Raw genomic sequence first — 20,963 nt, 5'->3', positions numbered from 1 at the left:
GAAAATGGCGTTTGTTACATCTGAAAAACAGGCTGTTTTATTTCCCCAGCTGACGGCCTATAGCTTCAATAATATAGGTCACTGGCACCTGAGTCGTAATATCGGTGTTGTCCGCCATGCGGATAATCGGCACGTGATAGCAGAGGTTGAAGTCACCAATCTTCGCCAGTGAGCAGCTTTCCGTATTGGTTATCGCAATGATTTTGCACTTATTAATACTAAACTGGCTGGCAATGCGCAGGATCTCTTCGGTTTCGCCTGAGACCGATAAAATAATGGCAATAGCATTTTCATAGAGATCGGGTGCGACAGGATAATAGGGATCGTCAATCGCATGACTGAATTTACCGAGGTTTGAGAAAAAACGCGCGCCATATTTTGCCAGGCTGCCGGAGGTGCCGACGCCAATAAAGAAAATTCGCTCCGCCTGATTAATCTTCTGCGCGGCCTGGGCAATAAGCTGTTCAAACTCCGGGTTATTTATACTCTTAAAAAAGCTCAGCATTTCGCTGACGCCGGCCGTGTTCAGCAGCGGCGCGCTCTGTTGTTCGCTTAAGCGCAGGCGGATGCGGAATTCCGACCAGCCTTCGCAATCCATCTTGCGGCAGAAACGTAGCACGGTAGTAGTAGAGACACCAGCCTGCGCAGCCAGCTCGCGGATCGTCATGTAGCTGACGCCTTCGCGGTGCTTAATGATGAACTGATAGACCTGCATTTCCAGATCGTTAAGACGAGCGAGATCGCGATGCGAAAACATGAATGACTCATAGAACAGTTGACCAGCGGTCAGTTTACCAGATTCAGCATCCGGTTTAACGGATAGCGAAATTCATCAGATAATTTTAGCGTACAGGTGTACACTGAAATCGTTATCATCCCGTCTGGAGAATATTATCACTGCGATTACGCTGTTCAGGACACACTTATGACCCCCACACTTTCTCACAAACAACGACACGCCGCGGACGAGTGGTTCGGCGAAGAAATTGCCAACAGTATCAGTCATGGTCTGGGCTGTCTCTTCGGCATCGTCGGACTGGTGCTGATGCTCAATCAGGCAACGGAGAGGCAGGCTGACACCGTCACTTTTATCAGTTACAGCCTCTATGGTGGCAGCATGATCCTGCTGTTTCTGGCCTCGACGCTTTATCACGCTATTCCGGCTGGCCCGGCCAGGCCCTGGCTGAAAAAGCTGGATCACTGCGCCATTTATCTGCTGATTGCCGGCACCTATACGCCGTTTCTGCTGGTCGGGCTGAGAACGCCGCTGGCGTATGGATTAATGGCGGTAATCTGGGGGCTGGCACTGGCGGGTATTCTGTTCAAGCTCACGATTGCGCATCGCTTCAAAGCGCTGTCGCTGGTGACCTATCTTTGTATGGGGTGGTTGTCGCTGATTGTGGTTTATCAGCTGGCGATGATCCTGCCTGCGGGCTGCATCTGGTTACTGGCCGCAGGCGGAATTATCTATTCGCTGGGCGTGATCTTCTACGTGGCGCGCCGCATTCCCTATAACCATGCCATCTGGCATTTGTTCGTGCTGGGCGGCAGTCTCTGCCACTTCTGCGCTATCTACTTTTATGTGCGCTGATCTGAATTGCAGCACTGGCCCTTCCCTTAACGGAAGGGCCATTTGGCGGAATCAGCTCTCATCCAGTGAGTAGGGCAGCGGCTGAATGGTCAGATGGCCGCCTTCGTCACCTTCCACCCGCAGCACGCTGTCCGGCTCCAGATCGTTATTCAGCACCACCTGAATCCAGCTGATGCCATCATCTAACTGCACTGCAGCCAGCACGCTGCCGGTACGACGCCAGCGTTCACCCATCTGCAACTCCAGCGGGGCATTCGCTTCGGGCAGATGACTGGCCTGACCCGCCAGCCAGTAAAGCGCGCGTTTATTGGCACCGCGATATTTCGCCCTGGCGACCATCTCCTGACCGGCATAGCAGCCTTTTTTAAAGCTGATGGCATCCAGCGCCTGCAGGTTGGTGGCCTGGGGAATAAACTGCACGCTGGTGGCCGGATCGATCACCGGAATGCCCGCTTCAATATCCAGCGCCAGCCACTGCTGACTGTCATTGAACTGTGCATCCTCGTTGAGCTTCTGCTTCAGCGCTTCTGCCTGAGACAGCGAAGTGACAAGCAGAAAACGCTCGGCCGGATGGGCAAACCATAGCAGCGTCGTTTCGCCCTGCTGTACCACCGGTTTCTCGCTGTCGGGCAGGCTATCAAACAGATTGGTCAGCGCGGCGCGCGCCTGAAAACCGGCTACGCCCAGCAATACTGACTCATCATCAGCCGCCATCGTCACTTTCGAAAACACGGCGTATTTCTTTAACTCGGTCAACTGGGTGTCGCGCAGTTCACGACGGATCAGATAGGCATAGCCTTCACCGCGATGGAACAGGCGCATATTGCTCCACATTTTGCCTTTGGCATCGCAGTGTGCGGCGGGCGAATGATGGTCGGCATCCAGCGCCGCGACATCCAGCGTTAACTGACCCTGCAGGTAAGCGGTGCTGTCGGCCCCGGTAACGGAGACCAGCGCCCAGCTATCCAGTGACATCAGGGTTAACGGCAGACGAGACGACGCGGCAGGCTGGCGCGGCGGTAAAGTAAATGTGGGCATGGAGATATCCTGTATAAGAAGGTTCATCCGGAATAATATCTTCAATGTTAAAAGAGCCGACTGGCAATGCAACCTGTTTACGGAAAACGGCGCACAAAAGGCGTGATAACCCTGAAAAAATCCAGCCTGAAATGTGGCAGGTTGCACAGCCTGCGACGCTGTGCCTGCGAGCCGCAGTAAACCAGGTTACACTAGCGGCCACGTTGAGAATTGTGGAAATTGATGCATGGATATTAATGATAAATCACGTATTCAGTGGGCCTGCCGTCGCGGCATGCTGGAGCTGGATGTGGCGATTATGCCGTTCTTCAAATTTGAGTATGACACGCTGAACGACACCGATAAGCAGGTCTTTGTTGCCCTGTTGAAGAGTGACGATCCCGATCTGTTTAACTGGCTGATGAACCACGGTGAGCCAGCCGATCCGGAGCTTAAGCGGATGGTAAAACTGATCCAGCAGCGTAACCATGACCGCGGCCCGGTGGCAATGTAAGCTGCGACCCTCTCGCCTGGCGTGCGGATGTCTGTGCGCCTGGCTGGTGGCTGCCGTTCCTGGTGTAATGCTGATGACGCTGCCTGTGAGCGGCTGGCTGATTAAAACGCCGGTTATTCTGCTGATGCTGGCTGAGGGCTGGCGCAGCGTTCGGCGATTAATTCAGCGGCACGGTACGTTACAGCGGGAAAGCGTTCATTGCTGGATCTGGCAGGGAAAACGCTGGCGGCCAACCCAGCCGCTGCGCTGGTTGCCGATTGGCGTGCTGCTGGTGGCAAAGAGCGAACAGGGTGCCACGCTGCGCTGGTGGCTGATGCGGGACAATATGCAGCCTGGCGAATGGCGGGCGTTGCGCGCCTGCTGTTTCAGCAAAGCGCGGCATTAACGGCAGCAGGCCAGGCAATCATCGTCTGCTGGCGCCTGGGTTCGACAACAGCAAACCAGCGCGCCTGACCGGTCAGAGTCGTGCAGCGGTTTCGGTTAACACCTGTTCGCACCACTGCTCAACGCGCTCGTCGGTGACCTCGAACTGATTCACATCATCCAGCGCCAGACCTACAAACTGCGAGCCATCGGCACTCAGCGGTTTCGGGCTGGTGAACTCATAGCCCTCAAGCGGCCAGTACCCGACAAAATGCACGCCCATTGGCTGCAGCAAATCGTGCAGCATGCCGAGCGCATCTAAAAACCACTCGCCATAGCCAATCTGATCGCCCATGCCATATAGCGCGACAATCTTGTTTTGCAGATTCAGTGCGGGCAACTGCGGCCAGATCGCCTCCCAGTCCTCCTGCAACTCACCGAAATCCCAGGTCGGGATGCCCATGATCAGCAAATCGTACTGCTCCATCAGGCGCGGGTCGTCATCTTTGACGTTATGAAGCGTCACTAACTCTTCGCCAATAAAATCGCGAATTTTCTCCGCTACGATTTCGGTGTAACAGGTACTGGAACCGTAAAAAAGACCGATTTTCATGCAGATAACACTCTGTAAATACTGACTTTGGCGCAATTGTACCAGAAGCGCTGCTGAATCAGGCATAATGAGCATGATTTTACACCAGACGGCGGAGATAACGTGCAGGACAGCGATCTGACAGAACAGTTTCTTGATGCGCTCTGGATTGAACGCAATCTGGCGCAGAATACTCTCTCCTCTTATCGTCAGGATCTTCAGACGCTGACCGGCTGGCTGGCGCATCGCCAGCTGACGCTGCTCAGCGTGACGCCGCTGGATCTGCAGCAGTTTCTTGCTGAACGGCTGGAGGGCGGCTACAAGGCGACCAGTTCAGCGCGGCTGCTCAGCGCCATGCGTCGCCTGTTCCAGTATCTTTATCGCGAAAAGCTGCGCCCGGACGATCCCAGCGCGCTGCTCTCTGCACCAAAACTGCCGCAGCGTCTGCCGAAAGATCTCAGTGAAGCCCAGGTTGAACGGCTATTGCAGGCACCGGATACCAACATCCCATTAGAGCTGCGCGACAAAGCGATGCTGGAAGTGCTCTATGCCACAGGCCTGCGCGTCTCTGAACTGACTGGACTGACGCTCAGCGACATCAGCCTGCGCCAGGGGGTTGTCCGGGTTATCGGTAAAGGGGATAAAGAGCGGCTTGTGCCGTTAGGTGAAGAAGCGGTTTACTGGCTGGAGCAATATATGGAACATGGTCGTCCGTGGCTGCTCAACGGGCAGACGCTGGACGTGATGTTTCCCAGCAACCGGGCGCAGCAGATGACGCGCCAGACCTTCTGGCATCGCATTAAGCACTACGCCACGCTGGCGGGCATCGACAGTGAAAAGTTATCGCCGCATGTGATGCGCCATGCCTTTGCGACCCATCTGCTGAACCACGGCGCGGATCTGCGTGTCGTACAGATGCTGCTGGGACATAGCGATCTCTCCACCACCCAGATTTATACGCACGTCGCCACTGAGCGCCTGCGTCAGTTACATCAACAACACCATCCGCGAGCCTGATTCGCGGGCATAAAGGATAAAAATGAACAAGCATTTTGCCATGCTGGCCCTGTTAGCCAGCGCCTTTTCCGGTCTGGCCCAGGCCGATGACAGCGCCATTCAGCAATCCCTTAAAAAGCTCGGTCTGAACCAGACGGAGATCAGCCCGTCACCGCTGCCGGGTTTTAAAACCGTGCTGTCGGAAAGCGGCGTGCTCTACGTGACCGATGACGGCAAACATATGATTCAGGGCCCGCTCTATGATGTCAGCGGCAAACAGCCGGTCAACGTCACCAACCAGCTGCTGGACAAAAAAGTCGAGGCGCTGGTGCCGGAAATGATCGTCTACAAAGCGCCAAAAGAGCAGCACGTGATCACGGTCTTCACCGATATCACCTGTGGCTACTGTCACAAGCTGCACGAGCAGATGGCGGACTACAATGCGCTGGGCATTACCGTGCGCTACCTGGCGTTTCCGCGTGAAGGGCTGAATGGTCAGATCGCACCGGCGATGAAAGCGATCTGGTGCAGCGCTGACCGTAATAAAGTGTTCGACGAGGCGATGAAAGGTAATGCGCCGAAGATGGCCGCGCCGGACAGCTGCAAAATTGATATTGCTCAGCACTACAAACTGGGTGTGCTTTTCGGCATTCAGGGCACGCCCGCAATGCTGACCGACACCGGCATGATGATACCGGGTTATCAGTCGCCGCAGGAGCTGAAGCAGGTGCTGGACAATCAGAAGCGTGGTGGTTAATCGGTGGTAAAACAGGATGTAGAACTCCGTCGCCGTGAGGTGACGGTTGACGATGCGCTACCGGCCACGCTGCCGCCGCTGCTGAAACGACTTTATCTGCAACGCGGCGTGTGTGACGCTGCGGAGCTGGAGCGCGGTGCAAAAAACCTGCTGCCCTATCAGTCCTTAAGCGGGATTGAGAGCGCCGTAGAGCTGCTGCACCAGGCGCTGCTGGATGGGCGTCGCATTATGGTAGTGGGCGACTTTGATGCCGATGGCGCAACCAGTACCGCGCTGACGGTGATGGCGCTGCGCAGCATGGGTGGCGGCAACGTGCAGTATCTGGTGCCTAACCGCTTTGAAGATGGTTATGGCCTCAGTCCGGAAGTGGTTGAGCAGGCGCGCGCGCGTGGTGCCGCAATGATTCTGACGGTCGATAACGGCATCTCCTCTCATGCCGGTGTGGAGTGCGCGCATCAGCACGGTATTCCGGTGCTGATTACCGACCACCATCTGCCGGGCGAAACCCTGCCGGCCGCTGAGGCGATCGTGAATCCCAATCTGCCGGACTGCAACTTTCCTTCACGCGCGCTGGCAGGCGTGGGCGTTGCGTTCTATCTGATGCTGGCGCTGCGCGCCCATCTGCGTACCCAGGGCTGGTTTGGCGCTACCCGCACTGAACCGAATCTGGCAGAGATGCTGGATCTGGTCGCGCTCGGCACGGTTGCTGATGTGGTGCCGCTCGACGTTAATAACCGCATTCTGGTGTGGCAGGGGCTCAGCCGCATCCGGGCCGGAAAATGTCGGCCAGGCATCCGGGCGCTGCTGGAAATTGCGAATCGCGATGCCCGTCAGCTGGCGGCCAGCGATCTCGGCTTTGCGCTGGGGCCACGGCTCAACGCCGCAGGCCGCCTCGACGATATGTCGGTGGGCGTGGCGCTGTTAATGACCGACGATCTTAGCCAGGCGCGCATGCTGGCCAGTGAGCTGGATGCGCTGAACCAGACGCGCAAAGAGATAGAGCAGGGCATGCAGAGTGAAGCGCTGGCGCTGTGTCAGGCGCTGGAGCGTGAACAGAGCGATCTGCCGCTGGGACTGGCCTTCTATCATCCCGAATGGCATCAGGGCGTGGTGGGCATTCTCGCCTCTCGTCTGAAAGAGCGTTTCCATCGTCCGGTCATTGCCTTTGCGCCCGCGGGTGACGGCACGTTGAAAGGCTCGGGCCGCTCGATTGCCGGTCTGCATCTGCGCGATGCGCTGGAGCGCCTGGACACGCTGAATCCCGGCCTGATGCTGAAGTTCGGTGGTCACGCCATGGCGGCCGGTTTATCACTGGAAACCGCACGCTACGAGGAGTTTCGTCAGCGCTTTGCCGACCTGGTCGGAGAGTGGCTGGATGGCGAAGCCCTGCAGGGCATCATCTGGTCTGATGGCGCGTTACAGCCGCAGGAGTTTTCGCTGCAGACCGCAGAGATGCTGCGCGAAGCCGGTCCCTGGGGCCAGGCGTTCCCGGAACCCGCGTTTGACGGCAAATTTAAGCTGCTGCAACAGCGTCTGGTGGGCGAGCGACATCTGAAAGTGATGGTTGAGCCGCTGGATGGTGGGCCGCTGATCGATGGTATCGCCTTTAATGTCGATACTACGCTGTGGCCCGACAGCAGTATTCGTCAGGTCGAACTGGCGTATAAGCTGGATATTAATGAGTATCGCGGTAACCGCTCAGTGCAGCTGATCATTGACCATATCTGGCCGCTGAACTGAGTTAAACAGGTCACGCGCGTCTCCGGCCACGGCAGAGGCGCGACAGCCTGATTATCCCCGGCGTTAACCTGCCGCGCGCGGGGATGCCACGTAAATGCGACACATCACGCAACCCCGGCATCCGCCCGCTGTCTCAGCGCTACAATCTGCCGCCAGTTTCGGGTAAACTTGTGCGTTAATTTTCCTGTCCCATCGAACATAAGAAAGACGCTAAAGCCATGTTTGAAATCAACCCGGTCAAAAACCGTATTCAGGACCTCAGTGAGCGCAGCGACGTTCTTCGGGGGTATCTTTGACTACGATGCCAAGAAAGAACGCCTCGAAGAAGTAAACGCCGAGCTGGAACAGCCCGATGTCTGGAACGAACCTGAGCGTGCTCAGGCGCTGGGCAAAGAGCGCGCCTCGCTGGAAGCGATCGTGCAGACGCTGGATCAGATGTCGCAGGGCCTGGAAGATGTGCAGGGTCTGCTTGAACTGGCGGTAGAAGCGGAAGACGAAGAGACTTTCGACGAAGCGGTTGCCGAGCTGGATGTCCTTGAGGGCAAGCTGGGCGAGCTGGAATTCCGCCGCATGTTCTCTGGCGAGTATGACAGCGCCGACTGCTACATCGATCTGCAGGCGGGTTCCGGCGGCACCGAAGCGCAGGACTGGGCCAGCATGCTGATGCGTATGTATCTGCGTTGGGCTGAAGCCAAAGGCTTCAAAACCGAAATTATCGAAGAGTCTGAAGGTGAAGTTGCAGGCATTAAATCTGTGACCATTCGCGTGTCAGGCGACTACGCCTTTGGCTGGTTGCGCACCGAAACGGGCGTGCATCGCCTGGTGCGTAAGAGCCCGTTTGACTCCGGCGGTCGTCGTCACACCTCATTCAGCTCCGCCTTTATCTACCCGGAAGTGGATGACGATATTGATATCGACATCAACCCGGCCGATCTGCGCATTGACGTCTATCGTGCGTCAGGGGCGGGCGGCCAGCACGTTAACCGGACGGAATCTGCGGTACGTATTACCCATATTCCAACCGGTACCGTCACCCAGTGTCAGAATGACCGTTCTCAGCACAAGAACAAAGATCAGGCGATGAAGCAGATGAAAGCGAAGCTGTACGAGCTTGAGATGCAGAAGAAAAATGCTGAGAAACAGGCGCTGGAGGACAACAAGTCCGACATCGGCTGGGGAAGTCAGATCCGTTCTTACGTTCTCGATGATGCACGCATCAAAGATCTGCGCACCGGCGTAGAGACGCGTAACACCCAGGCGGTGCTGGACGGCGACCTGGATCGATTCATTGAAGCTAGTTTAAAAGCAGGGTTATAAGGAACCGACATGTCTGAACAACAACCGCAGAGCGCTGATGCCGCCGTTGAGTTAAATAACGAACTGAAAGCGCGTCGCGAAAAGCTGAGCGTGCTGCGTGCAAATGGCGTGGCGTTTCCTAACGATTTTCGTCGTGACAGCCTCTCAAACCAGCTGCATGAGAGCTATGGTGAGAAGAGCAACGAAGAGCTTGAAGATCTCGGCATCGAAGTCAGCGTCGCCGGACGTATGATGACCCGTCGTATCATGGGTAAAGCCTCTTTCGTGACCCTGCAGGATGTGGGTGGCCGGATTCAGCTTTACGTCTCGCGTGACGATCTGGCTGAAGGCATCTACAACGAGCAGTTCAAAAAGTGGGATCTCGGCGATATTCTGGGCGCGCGCGGCAAACTGTTCAAGACCAAAACCGGCGAACTGTCGATTCACTGTTCTGAACTGCGCCTGCTGACCAAAGCACTGCGTCCGCTGCCGGACAAGTTCCACGGCCTGGCCGATCAGGAAACGCGCTACCGTCAGCGTTACCTTGATCTCATCGCCAACGAGGAGTCGCGTAACACCTTCAGAATTCGTTCGCAGATCATGGCTGGTATTCGCCAGTTCATGGTGGGCCGCGACTTTATGGAAGTTGAAACCCCGATGATGCAGGTGATCCCCGGCGGCGCGTCTGCGCGTCCGTTCATCACCCACCACAATGCGCTGGATATCGACATGTATCTGCGTATCGCGCCAGAGCTTTATCTGAAGCGTCTGGTGGTGGGTGGATTCGATCGCGTGTTCGAGATCAACCGTAACTTCCGTAACGAAGGTATTTCGCCACGCCATAACCCAGAGTTCACCATGATGGAACTCTATATGGCCTATGCGGATTACAAAGATCTGATCGAGCTGACCGAAAGCCTGTTCCGTACGCTGGCGCAGGATGTGCTGGGCAGCACCGTGGTGCCTTACGGCGAGCAGGCGTTTGATTTCGGTAAGCCGTTTGAAAAACTGACCATGCGTGAAGCGATCAAGAAATACCGTCCGGAAACGGATCTGGCCGATCTGGAAGACTTTGATAAAGCGGTGGCGATTGCTCAGTCACTGCACATCAAGGTTGAGAAAAGCTGGGGTCTGGGCCGCGTCGTAACCGAAATCTTTGAAGAGACCGCAGAAGCGCATTTGATTCAGCCAACCTTCATTACCGAATATCCGGCTGAAGTCTCGCCGCTGGCCCGTCGTAACGACGAGAACCCGGAAATCACCGATCGTTTTGAGTTCTTCATTGGCGGTCGTGAAATCGGTAACGGTTTCTCCGAGCTGAACGATGCGGAAGATCAGGCTGAGCGTTTCCTGCAGCAGGTAAATGCCAAAGATGCGGGTGATGACGAAGCGATGTTCTATGACGAAGACTATGTCACCGCGCTGGAACATGGTCTGCCGCCAACTGCCGGTCTGGGCATCGGTATTGACCGCATGGTGATGCTGTTTACCAACAGCCACACTATCCGCGATGTGATTCTGTTCCCGGCACTGCGTCCAGGCAGCAAGTAAGTAATATTCTGCCCTTAGCACAGAATAAAGCTGCACCTCAAAGGTCTGTTTCAGGCTGATTAGGGTGCGGCTTTTTTATGTCTGTAACGACCATACGATATCGCGTGGCATCGTAACTAAAAGGAGTTAATAACAAACAGTTAAGCCTAAAAAAAGAACTTATTAACAGCGTTTCAGGCATTTTAAAGGGAAAACTGGCCCGGTTAATAGAATCGTTTAAATGGTAATTTAATAACTGATTTTAAAAAATTGTTTCTCGAATCAGCGGAATATAAAAAATCGCATCAAGTTATCTCAGTAACCTATTGTTATTGTTCATTAAAGATAAAGGCATGCGAGTGATGCGTTTTTTTATATAGTTAAAATAATAAGAACTTTCATTTTGGGTGTCATGTTTTAAATGTTAAAGCACGTTAAGATTAAATCCTGTCTGTTTACCTCCTTATCATTTGCCAGATAAAGATTCACCCCACCCGCTATTTATGGCAATATTTATTTAACAGGAATAATCATAATGAATTACGACTGGTTCATTCTTACTGACGACGAGATGCTTTTGTTCGGGGCGCAGGCGCTGGCGGATAGTATGCTGATTGGCAGAACCATTACTATTACGATAAAACGTGTGACGCTGATTGAATTGATGAGGATCGATGCAAATTATAAGCGCAGTAGAAAAAAGAGCGTCGCCATAGTTCCCGATGACATGTATGAGGCATTAAATATTTTTTCTGGCATGGAAACGATAAAGCTTGTTTCCAGCAAAATGAGCTTACTTTCCTATTATGCATTAATTAATGACGCCATTTTGCTAAAGGATTCGGCTAAAGAAGGCGATAAAATGCGCACCTTCTTTCTTACCGCTAAAGAGAGACGTTACTGCTATATGCTTTACAACGGCGTACCCAGTAAAAAAATCGCCCTTTATTTTCAGTGCAATAACAAAAATATCAGCTATCTTAAGCGAAAGATAATGTCAAAGTGGAACTGCAAAAATAAAATAGATTTTTATAAAATAATAAACTATTTTTATCATTAACTATTTAATTTTTTCAATCAGATTTTTGCTCAGCCAGGGTAATAACAAGACCAGCTAATGACTGGTTATACCCAAAGGCTGAGCTATTATCCCCATAGCGCATCATACTCCTGCTTTCTCCTCTATTCCTTAATTCTCGTCTGGTGATGCTTTTATCAAAGCTCCCGAAGTGTGGGATCATTCATTTACGATAATCTTTAACATCTGATTGACTGAATTTTTCACTTTCATTGCGGTTTGACTGCGTTCGTCATTTTTTATTTAAATCTTCAGGTTAATGTTCCAAATAAATACTGAATGCCAAAAAGGGTGAAAGTAGATTAAGGAGTATTGATCGGCTTTTTAATAGCTCATTAAATGTTCTTGTTTTTCATGCAGTAAAGTAACAATCACTTTCTTCTGAGCGAAAATTCTTAAAAATTTCAGGAGTGAGAAGGCGCGTCTTTTCTCATTACCCAAATGAATTACCAATTCTTTTTTTGTTTTGCTGTCATTTGATACTGATGGCAGGCATGCCTGCTTATCCCGATTTGGATTTTTCTTATATGTCCTCTGCTTTTCTTTTTTTTATTTGGTTGTATAAATAGCGCCGTCAGAACGTGCTGGTAACGTTTCTGGGGTGTTTTAATTAAAGATAAATGTTTTCCTTGAACCGTTAACAGGATGGATTGAGTAAACATTTATATAACATGTGCGGTCAATTTAATTTAAGGATGATGTAAATGAACTTCAATTTAAAAGCTGTTGTAACTGCTATGGGTCTCGGTCTGGCTCTGTCTGCTTCTATGGCACAGGCTGCGACGACTACAGTTAATGGCGGTACAATCAAGTTTGAAGGTGATGTTGTCAACGCTGCCTGTGCAGTCGATTCTAGCTCCACTAAACAAACTGTACAGATGGGGCAGGTGCGTGTCGCCGATCTGAAGAAAGACACTGAAGCATCTACCCGCATTCCGTTCACTATCCAGCTGGAAAACTGTGATACCACGGTAAGCACCACTGCAGCGACCTATTTCACCGGTACAGCAGCAAGTGGTTATACCAATGCTCTGCAGGCGGGTGAAGGTACTGATGCTGCTTCAGGTGTGGGTATCCGCATGTATGATCAGGCTAGCAAGGTTGTGACGCTGAACACGCCTGCTACTACCACTACCGCGCAGACTTTGGTTGATGGTTCGAACACCCTGAGTTTCAACGCGGTATATGTGGGTGTGGCTGATACCATTACGGCAGGTAATGGCGACGCGACTGCTACCTTCAATATGGTTTACAACTAATTTTTTACTTTAAAGTCCGGGGAACACTCCGGGCTTTTTTCCTGAGGAAAAATTTTATCTTCAGGCATTTTCATACTCGCAAAAAATAAAAATACGATCAGAACTAAACGGTCGCTTTGCACTAATTATGTCAGGGAGCTAACATGCTTAGTTTATCCAAAAATTATAAAATATTTATAACCTTGCTGAGTCTGGTGCTGTCTGTTTTCTTTTCTGCCGCTCAGGCTGGTGGAGTAGGGCTGGGAGCAACACGCCTGATTTTTTCTTCTCAGAATAAACAGGCGTCACTTTCCATCAATAATACAGATGATGAGAATGTATTTTTGATCAAATCCTGGGTAGAGGACCAGGAGGGCAAAGTCACCAGTGACTTTTTAGTAACACCCCCTCTTTTCCTGATTAAGCAGAAAAGAGAAAACATATTGCGTATTATGTCAGTGAACAAAAATCTTGCTACTGACCGTGAAACCGTTTATTGGCTGAATGTTAAGGCCATTCCATCACGTCAAAAGGATTCTGACAGCCAGCAGAAAAACGCATTGCAGTTGGCAATACAGTCGAGGATTAAGCTTTTTTATCGCCCAGGTAATCTTCAGGGTGATCCTATGACAGCTTATAAAGAGCTGGCATTTTCTCGTGTCGATAACACGGTGACAGTAAAAAACCCTACGCCTTACTATGTTAACCTTGTCAATATTAAATCGGGTGAAAAAAAGTTTGCGCAGATGATAGCCCCTAAGTCTTCGGTGCCACTTAATGTTGATTTACATGGTAGTAATACAATCAGCTTTCAGGCGATTAATGATTACGGCGCTACCATGCCAGTACGCTCTGCGAATATAAATTAATTTTTGTTTGGCATGGAATGGCCAGGGGGCAATTGTGCACTTTTACGATTTTCGAAAGTTAACAAAATCAAAAATAAAAAGAATCGCTATTCTGGTTTTTTTATCCTGTTACTCAGGGGTAGGCTATGCGGTGGAATATAACTTTGATCCCTCTTTTTTATCAGATAACCCAGAAGATGTTGCCGATTTAGCGCGTTTCAATAAAGGCCTTAGCGCCGCGCCAGGCAGTTACCACGTTGACGTTTATGTCAATGGAACGGCCGTTGGTGCACGAAATATTACTTTTTTTGAGAAAGAAAGGACGAATGCGCCGTCCGAGCTCAGTCCTTGTTTGAATATGGAAAAACTGCGCGACTTCAATATAAATATCGAAATGCTCGAAAGATTAATCAAAAATGAAGTCGAACGTCATGCAAAATGCGTCGATATTGCACGCTATATTCCTGAAGCCAGTGCCGATTTTGATGTTGAGCATTTACGACTCGATCTGAAAATACCCCAGGCAATGATGAGCCGTAATGCACGTGGTTATATTCCCCCCTCTCAGTGGGATGAAGGCATTCCCGCCGCGCTGTTAAGCTATGCATTTACAGGCTCCAACTCCCGGGGCGATGCGTCAAAAAATGACAGTTATTTTTTACGCCTGAATAGTGGCCTTAACGTCGGACCGTGGCGTCTGTACGATCAGTCCAGTTTTACCTACTCAAAATCCCGTTATGGAGATGCGACGCGAGACTGGAACCATATGCAGACTTATCTGCAGCGCGCCATCATTCCATGGGATTCTCAACTGACAGTCGGTGATACCTTTACCTCATCCGAAATTTTTGACTCCGTCAGCGTTCGTGGGGTCACACTTGCCACTGATGAATCAATGCAGCCCGACAGCTTGCGCGGCTTTGCGCCAGTTATTCGCGGCATTGCCAATGGCGATTCACAGGTTACGCTCAGGCAGAACGGCAACGTTATTTATCAGGCTTATATGCCTTCCGGTCCGTTTGAGATTAACGATCTCTATCCTACCGGCTCCAGCGGCGATATTGAGGTTACTGTAAAAGAGAAGAATGGCAACGTTCGCACTTATACTGTGCCTTTTGCTTCAGTGCCAAAACTTCAGCGTGAAGGGCATCTGAATTATTCCATTATGGCCGGACGCTTCCGCAGCACGGATGGAAATCAGTCAGAGCCGTATATGACTCAGGCGTCACTACTCTGGGGGTGGCGAAATGGGATCACGCTGTATGGTGGCAGTCAGGTTGCAGAGCGTTATCTTGCTTTCACAGCCGGTGCAGGTAAAAACCTTGGCTTTCTTGGCGCAATTTCGATAGATGCGACGCAGGCTAATAGTAAGATTGCCGATGGCACACGTCACAGCGGCCAGTCTTTCCGTTTTCTCTATGCTAAATCGCTTAATGAACTGGGCACTCGCTTCGAGCTATTAGGATATCGTTATTCAACCCGCGGTTTTTATACGCTGGCGGAAACTACGCGCGAAAATATGTCTGGCGGCGTGACGCATAACAGCGATGGCGAGCTCGACTATTCCGGCTATTACAACCTTTACAATAACAAACGCAGCCGGGTTCAGATTTCGCTGACTCAGCAGCTGGGTCGTGACTATTCCGTCTATGCCAGCGGTAGCGATCAAAGCTACTGGAATACGGATGGCAAGACACGTCTGCTTCAGCTTGGTTTTACCGGCATGGTAAAGGATGTCAGCTACAACCTGAATTACAGCTACAACAAGAATACCTGGAGCAGCGAAGCCGATCGCGTCTTTAACTTCACTCTGTCACTGCCAATAGGCAAATGGCTGTCAGGAAACCGAGCCAGCAACAGTAACCTCGACTCAATGAAGGCTACGTACGGTCTTTACAATGATGGCGAAGGGAATATGACGAACACGGCTGGGTTATACGGCACCATGCTGGCTGATAAAAACCTGTCTTATAACATGCAGATGGGCACCGTTAACCGTGGTAATGGCAGTACCGGTAGTCTCAATCTTGATTACTACGGTCGCTATGGACAGGTCAATGCCGGGTATAGTTCCAGCCAGGATGCTCACCGTGTCAACTACGGTGTGCAGGGTGGCATGGTCTTCCATCAGGATGGTCTGACGCTTTCTCAACCTTTAGGTAAAACCAACGTTCTGATTAAAGCGCCAGGCGTTAAAGATGCGGCCATCCAGAATAAAACCGGTGTACGTACTGACTGGCGAGGCTACACCGTTGTGCCTTACGCCACTAATTATCGCCTTAACCGTATCGGCCTGGACGTGAATTCCCTTGCTGCGGATAGCGAGATTGATAACTCCGTGGTCTCAGTGGTGCCGACCGCGGGTGCATTAGTGAGGGCGGAGTTTAAAACCCATATCGGTCAGCGCGCATTAATTACCCTGACACATAAAGGCAAGCCGTTGCCGTTCGGCACTACTGTTGTGGTCGTGCAGGAAGGTAACGAAGAAAGTACTGGAATAGTGGGGGATAACGGACAGGTTTATCTCTCCGGGCTGCAACCCTCAGGAATGCTGGAAGCGGTGTGGGGAACGTCCGCAAATAGCCGTTGCAGAATTCCATATCAACTGCCACAAAACAAAACGCAACAAGATATTGTTTATCTTAAGGCTCGCTGTAACTGAGTCTGGCTAATAATAGCCGGGCGCAGACAAGGATATTAAATGAAAAAATCAATTATTTTTTTTACTTTATTATTGTGTTTCCAGATCCTTTTATTTCCTCACGTCTCTCAGGCAGCATTAACGAATGTAGTCCCTGCGGGAGGAGCAGGCACTGTTACAATAAGTTTTCCGTCTGTAACTGTAATGAAAGATGCACCAGTAGGAACTGTGCTATCGACGCAAACGGTTTATACAGGGCTAGAATCATTTTTAACCACATCATCCGGCACGTTAGGTTTCCTTTTCTCATGTGAAGCTGACACCTGTCCAACCGGTGTGGAGGGCATCAGCTATAAGCTGAGCGCCAGTAGTAACACTTTTCTTTGGCCTCATACCTTTACTAATGTGCCAGGGGGTATTGGCTGGAGCTGGGGTACGGGGGGAATGAGCGTCGTTGTAGAGCTTTATAAGTCTGGTGAGACAACAGCTTCTGGAACTATTCAGCCGCAATCTATCGGAAAATACAATGTGCAGATGGAAGAGGATGCTACACCACAAACACTTGCCGAAATCGTCTTGTCTGGAGCCGTTCAGGTTACAGCACTTGGCTGTACTCTGGCTTCATCCGATAGCCTGACTGTAGACCTCGGCAATGTGCCGTCACGTAATTTCAGCGGTGTTGGCTCTACAGCCGGAGCCAAAGATTTTAATGTTAATCTCGAATGTGATGCCGGCACCAACGTTAATGTCAACATGACTGGTAAACAGAGTGCGGATTCGACGGATGTGGGCGTGCTGGCGCTAACCGGTGCTGGCAGCACGGGCGTTTCGAGTGGTGTCGGCGTGCAGGTTCTCTACAACGGGACTCCGCTGGCACTCAACAGCGATGTGGTATTGGGAACGTCTGTTGCAGGTGGAGCGAGCACGTATACCTTTTCTGCTCGTTATATTCAAACGCTCTCGAAAATTACGGCGGGAACCGCAAATACGATTGCCACACTCAATATTAGTTACGAGTAGTCAGGAGCCGGTTAATGATGCTCAACAGAAAACTAGCGTTAATAGCTATCCTTTTTTCAGGCAGTGCCTTGAGTGCTAGTGAGGTAACGGTCAATATTAATGGCAATATTTCCTCAAATACTTGCGAAGTCGATACAGCTTCATCGAAACTGACTGTTCAGATGGGAATGATCGCCACCAATACCTTTTCGCAGACAGGCGCAGCCAGTCCATCCGTACCTTTCGATATTAAACTTGTCGATTGTGGCGCGGACGCTTCCAGCGTGTCAGTCACATTTACTGGAACGGGCGACTCGACAAACGGCGATTTGGTGGCTGTTGCAAGTGGTGGTGCAACCGGCCTGGGGATTGCACTTTATGATTATCAGGGCAAACAAATTGCAGTAAATAAGGCGAGTAACGCTGTGACGCTGAATGCTAACGCGGACAACACGCTCAATTTTAGCGCTGCCTACGTCTCGACTGCACCAAACGTGACGGCCGGAGCCGCAGATGGCAGCGCGACTTTTTCGTTAACTTATGAATAACACTGTGTGAGCAGAATACTTTAGTGCTTAAAACAGGGCGTATTACGTCCTGTTTTCTCAAATCATTCTGCCACTCGCATCTCAGGATTTAATCGCCTGAGCCAGCCATGTCTGAAATCGCGAGTAAGGCACATAGAGCGCAACGTTCTTATAAAGTGTTTTACCGCTGGCATTGTCGTTGATGTCATTGCTGTAGCCGATAATCACGCCCGCCAGCGTATCATCAGAGGCGTTATAGACTGCGCCGCCCGACATCCCTTTCACCACACCTGCATTCGCCGCCACGACGACGCAGTCCGGCTTGTTCCAGCGGTTTGCCAGCGTGGTATTAATCAGGTTTTGTCCGCTGGAGCTGACCGGCATGGCCGAAATGAAACTGTAGCCGTAGAGATTCACCTGGTCGCCGATATGGCTGTTGCGGAAGCTGGGTGGAAGGTTTATTTCACTGTTTTTGTGGTAGACCACCGCCAGATCGCATTGCGGATGCCAGGCTTTGACGCGATAAAGCGAAAACTTCGCCACGTGCGCGGCGGTCAGGCTGTACTCCGGCGTCAGCGGGATAGTGGTTCCAAGCGTGCCAAAACCCAGCACGGTGGGAATGCCGGTCACGGTCATATCAACCCGTTTTTCAGCTTCTTTACTGTACTCATAATGACCTACCGAACAGCCGGTTAAGCCAAAAACCATAAAGGCTATGAGTCGTTGCATTCTCTCTCCCTGCGTCAGAAGTTGATCACATCACCTGGCAATTGATTAGGGATATATCGGCAACGTTAAGGATTTATTAATTAAATACGCACTAAAAAGCGTAACGGTTTCGCGGGAAATGACAACCTGACCCTGGGTCATGCGCGCTTTAACGGGCTTAGCCAGAAGGCTGACAAAGCCATTTGTTCCGAAAAAGCAGCAGGATTATTGCGGCCCCGGCAATAATCCTTTGCTGCGCGCAGGCTATGTCGCGCATCAGCACTGTGCTGTAATGCTCACCGTGACGCAGATCAAATTTTAATAAGCGTCGTGGGGCTGCGCGTCTGTGCAGTTCACCTGCAAATGATATTGGGAGAGTGTTATGCCTGTAGCATTAATGGCGCTGGCGTTGAGTGCGTTCGCCATCGGAACCACGGAGTTTGTCATTATGGGATTGCTGCCGGAGGTGGCGCGTGACCTTCAGGTGTCAATTCCGTCGGCGGGCTGGCTGATCAGCGGCTACGCGCTGGGCGTGGCGATTGGTGCGCCGATTATGGCGCTGCTCACCGCCAGGCTGCCGCGTAAAAAAACGCTGATTCTGCTGATGGTGATCTTTATTGTCGGCAACCTGCTGTGTGCGCTGGCTTACAACTATAACCTGCTGATGCTGGCACGCATCGTCACCGCGCTTTGTCACGGTGCCTTCTTCGGTATTGGCGCGGTGGTCGCCGCCAGTCTGGTGCCGGCCGGTCGTCAGGCTTCCGCTGTCGCACTGATGTTCACCGGACTGACCTTAGCCAACGTGCTGGGCGTTCCGCTGGGAACCAGTTTCGGACAGATGTTTGGCTGGCGCGCCACGTTCTGGGGCGTAGCGGTGATCGGCGTGCTGGCGTTTATCGCCCTGATCGTGAGTCTGCCGAACAATAAAGAGGAGAAGCCGGTTCATCTGGCGAGTGAAATCGGTGCGCTGGCCAACGGGAAACTCTGGCTCTCGCTGCTGATGACGGTGTTCTTTGCCGCGGCGATGTTTGCACTGTTCAGCTACATTGCGCCGCTGCTGTTAGAGGTAACGGGCATCAGCGATCGGGGTGTCAGCTGGACGCTGTTCCTGATTGGCGCAGGCCTGACGGTCGGTAACATTCTTGGCGGCAAACTGGCCGACTGGAAAGTCTCTTTTAGTCTGATCCTCAGCTTCTCCCTGATCGCCATCTTCTCGTTGCTGTTCAGCTGGACCAGCCATGCGCTGTGGCTGGCGGAGATCACCCTGTTCCTGTGGGCGATGGCGACCTTTGCGACGGTACCGGGTCTGCAGATCAACGTGGTCCGTCACGGTAAAGAGGCGCCGAACCTGGTCTCAACCCTGAACATTTCGGCATTTAACGTCGGTAATGCGCTGGGTGCCTGGGTCGGCGGTGCGGTGATTGGCCGTGGATATGGCCTGACGGCGGTGCCGGTTGCTGCCGCTGCGCTGGCGGCAATTGGCCTGCTGATCTGTCTGATCACCTTCCGCAAATCGGGCCGCGCAGCCGCCAGGGTTCGCGCTTAAGCCAGGCGGGCGTCGATGCGTGCCGGAAAGTCAGCCACCTGCCGTTGCAGATGACTGACAAAAGCATCGACCAGCGCCGACGCAGGGCGGTGCTGCGGCCTCACCAGGCTGACGGTAAAGGGTACCGCCACGCTGAACTTACGCATCACCACACCGCTGTCGGCGTAATCCAGCGCCGTCAGCGGATTCACAATCGAAATGCCCACGCCCGCTCTGACCATGGCGCACACCGAAGCGGCGCTGTGCGTCTCCATCACCAGCCGCCGTTCGACGCCCTGCTCATGAAACAGCGCATCCAGCAACTGACGATAACTGTCACTGCGCGACAGGCTGACATACTGTTCGCCCGCAAAATCGTGCGGTGTCAGTTCTGCACGCTGACTCAGAGGATGATGCTGTGGCAACACGCACACTTCATCACAGGTCAGCAGGGCGAGACGATCAGTCCCGGCCGGCGCGTGCTGGGTTTCGGTTAAGCCGATATCATAGCGCTGGGCTGACAGCCACTCCTCCAGCAGCGGCGACTCCTGAGGAATCACATTCAGGCTCACATCCGGGTAGCGCTGTAAAAAGGGCTGACACAGTGGTGGCAGCAGCGACTGCGAAAAAACGGGCAGGCAGGCGATCGACAGCTCACCCTGACGGAACTGGCGCAGCCCTTCAGCCGCTTCCATGATGCGATCCAGGCCGTACCAGGATCGCTGCACCTCTTCAAACAGACGTAATCCCTGCACCGTCGGTTGCAGGCGACCACGAACCCGTCCGAACAACTCTAATCCCAGCTGCTGCTCCAGGCGTGCCAGCTCCCGGCTCACCGTCGGCTGTGAGGTATGCAGTAGCGTTGCAGCCTGGGTCAGGTTGCCGCTGGTCATCACCGCATGAAAGATCTCAATATGCCGCCAGTTAATGTTTGCCACGCCGCCTTCCTATATCCATTGTGAATAGATGCTATTAAAACAGATATTTTTCGCTATGGCATGAT

20 protein-coding genes are annotated in these 20,963 nt (G+C 52.1%); 15 read left to right on the top strand and 5 right to left on the bottom strand.

What is annotated here, in order from left to right; translation table 11 throughout:
* Positions 1-37: 37 nt before the first annotated feature.
* A complete protein-coding gene (locus tag NIM72_RS08720; protein ID WP_253419968.1) occupies positions 38-757 on the bottom strand; it encodes a MurR/RpiR family transcriptional regulator in 720 nt (239 codons plus the stop codon).
* A 168-nt stretch (positions 758-925) separates the two neighbouring features.
* Between NIM72_RS08720 and NIM72_RS08715 the strand changes: the two genes are divergently transcribed.
* Positions 926-1,591, top strand: a complete 666-nt coding sequence (locus NIM72_RS08715; RefSeq protein ID WP_253419965.1) for a hemolysin III family protein — start codon at positions 926-928, stop codon at positions 1,589-1,591.
* Positions 1,592-1,642: 51 nt separating this feature from the next.
* Here NIM72_RS08715 and ygfZ read toward each other — a convergent pair whose 3' ends face one another.
* Positions 1,643-2,629 (bottom strand): tRNA-modifying protein YgfZ, encoded by a 987-nt coding sequence (gene ygfZ, locus NIM72_RS08710; protein WP_253419962.1) that lies wholly within the window; start codon positions 2,627-2,629, stop codon positions 1,643-1,645.
* A gap of 226 nt (positions 2,630-2,855) precedes the next feature.
* Here ygfZ and sdhE point away from each other — a divergent pair, with 226 nt between their 5' ends.
* On the top strand, positions 2,856-3,122 hold the full coding sequence (gene sdhE / locus NIM72_RS08705; RefSeq protein ID WP_013358937.1) for an FAD assembly factor SdhE: 267 nt from the start codon (positions 2,856-2,858) through the stop codon (positions 3,120-3,122).
* Positions 3,097-3,507 (top strand): protein YgfX, encoded by a 411-nt coding sequence (locus tag NIM72_RS08700; RefSeq protein WP_253419958.1) that lies wholly within the window; start codon positions 3,097-3,099, stop codon positions 3,505-3,507. Before sdhE ends, NIM72_RS08700 begins: the two co-directional genes overlap by 26 nt.
* A 72-nt stretch (positions 3,508-3,579) precedes the next feature.
* On the opposite strand, the gene fldB is transcribed toward NIM72_RS08700, so the two are convergent.
* Complete coding sequence (gene fldB, locus NIM72_RS08695; RefSeq protein ID WP_161732588.1) at positions 3,580-4,098, bottom strand: flavodoxin FldB; 519 nt, start codon at positions 4,096-4,098, stop codon at positions 3,580-3,582.
* A 102-nt stretch (positions 4,099-4,200) separates the two neighbouring features.
* Here fldB and xerD point away from each other — a divergent pair, with 102 nt between their 5' ends.
* The 11 genes from xerD to NIM72_RS08640 all read left to right on the top strand — a co-directional run bounded on the left by xerD (position 4,201) and on the right by NIM72_RS08640 (position 17,748).
* Positions 4,201-5,094 (top strand): site-specific tyrosine recombinase XerD, encoded by an 894-nt coding sequence (xerD, locus tag NIM72_RS08690; protein ID WP_161732586.1) that lies wholly within the window; start codon positions 4,201-4,203, stop codon positions 5,092-5,094.
* A 22-nt stretch (positions 5,095-5,116) separates the two neighbouring features.
* Positions 5,117-5,830 (top strand): bifunctional protein-disulfide isomerase/oxidoreductase DsbC, encoded by a 714-nt coding sequence (gene dsbC, locus NIM72_RS08685; RefSeq protein WP_161732584.1) that lies wholly within the window; start codon positions 5,117-5,119, stop codon positions 5,828-5,830.
* A 3-nt stretch (positions 5,831-5,833) separates the two neighbouring features.
* Positions 5,834-7,570 carry a single-stranded-DNA-specific exonuclease RecJ gene (gene recJ, locus NIM72_RS08680; protein ID WP_161732582.1) on the top strand — a complete coding sequence of 579 codons (1,737 nt, stop codon included), beginning with the start codon at positions 5,834-5,836 and terminating at the stop codon, positions 7,568-7,570.
* Positions 7,571-7,788: 218 nt separating this feature from the next.
* Positions 7,789-8,887, top strand: a protein-coding gene (gene prfB, locus NIM72_RS08675; RefSeq protein WP_161732580.1) for a peptide chain release factor 2 whose coding sequence is annotated in 2 segments (ribosomal slippage) — positions 7,789-7,863 and positions 7,865-8,887 — 1,098 coding nt in all. Because the reading frame shifts where the segments join, the coding sequence is not laid out codon by codon here.
* 9 nt (positions 8,888-8,896) lie between these two features.
* Positions 8,897-10,417 (top strand): lysine--tRNA ligase, encoded by a 1,521-nt coding sequence (lysS, locus tag NIM72_RS08670; protein ID WP_253419954.1) that lies wholly within the window; start codon positions 8,897-8,899, stop codon positions 10,415-10,417.
* Between the two features lie 514 nt (positions 10,418-10,931).
* A complete protein-coding gene (locus tag NIM72_RS08665) occupies positions 10,932-11,456 on the top strand; it encodes a LuxR C-terminal-related transcriptional regulator (protein ID WP_161732576.1) in 525 nt (174 codons plus the stop codon).
* Between the two features lie 722 nt (positions 11,457-12,178).
* Positions 12,179-12,733 carry a fimbrial protein gene (locus NIM72_RS08660; RefSeq protein ID WP_161732574.1) on the top strand — a complete coding sequence of 185 codons (555 nt, stop codon included), beginning with the start codon at positions 12,179-12,181 and terminating at the stop codon, positions 12,731-12,733.
* Between the two features lie 143 nt (positions 12,734-12,876).
* Positions 12,877-13,581, top strand: coding sequence for a molecular chaperone (locus NIM72_RS08655; RefSeq protein WP_161732572.1), 705 nt, complete (start codon positions 12,877-12,879; stop codon positions 13,579-13,581).
* A gap of 34 nt (positions 13,582-13,615) precedes the next feature.
* Positions 13,616-16,222: a fimbrial biogenesis usher protein gene (locus NIM72_RS08650; RefSeq protein ID WP_253419951.1), complete on the top strand. Its 2,607-nt coding sequence runs from the start codon at positions 13,616-13,618 to the stop codon at positions 16,220-16,222.
* 39 nt (positions 16,223-16,261) lie between these two features.
* The gene (locus NIM72_RS08645; RefSeq protein ID WP_222925025.1) at positions 16,262-17,221 is read left to right on the top strand and encodes a fimbrial protein; all 960 of its coding nucleotides are present in this window, start codon (positions 16,262-16,264) and stop codon (positions 17,219-17,221) included.
* A gap of 14 nt (positions 17,222-17,235) precedes the next feature.
* Positions 17,236-17,748: a fimbrial protein gene (locus tag NIM72_RS08640; protein ID WP_253419948.1), complete on the top strand. Its 513-nt coding sequence runs from the start codon at positions 17,236-17,238 to the stop codon at positions 17,746-17,748.
* Between the two features lie 81 nt (positions 17,749-17,829).
* Here the strand turns inward: NIM72_RS08640 and NIM72_RS08635 are convergent, their stop codons facing one another.
* Entirely contained in the window at positions 17,830-18,456 is a 627-nt protein-coding gene (locus tag NIM72_RS08635; protein ID WP_253419946.1) for a serine protease, read from the bottom strand.
* A 361-nt stretch (positions 18,457-18,817) separates the two neighbouring features.
* Between NIM72_RS08635 and NIM72_RS08630 the strand changes: the two genes are divergently transcribed.
* Positions 18,818-19,981, top strand: coding sequence for an MFS transporter (locus NIM72_RS08630; protein WP_222925028.1), 1,164 nt, complete (start codon positions 18,818-18,820; stop codon positions 19,979-19,981).
* Here the strand turns inward: NIM72_RS08630 and NIM72_RS08625 are convergent.
* The gene (locus tag NIM72_RS08625) at positions 19,978-20,898 is read right to left on the bottom strand and encodes a LysR family transcriptional regulator (protein ID WP_161732880.1); all 921 of its coding nucleotides are present in this window, start codon (positions 20,896-20,898) and stop codon (positions 19,978-19,980) included. The two genes, NIM72_RS08630 and NIM72_RS08625, sit on opposite strands and share 4 nt — an antisense overlap.
* Positions 20,899-20,963 lie beyond the last annotated feature (65 nt).

It is taken from the genome of Pantoea sp. B550 (genome assembly GCF_024158165.1).
Classification (GTDB): domain Bacteria; phylum Pseudomonadota; class Gammaproteobacteria; order Enterobacterales; family Enterobacteriaceae; genus Pantoea; species Pantoea alfalfae.
The sequence above is the reverse complement of the archived record's forward strand: the minus strand, read 5'-3'. Positions and strand labels throughout refer to the sequence as shown.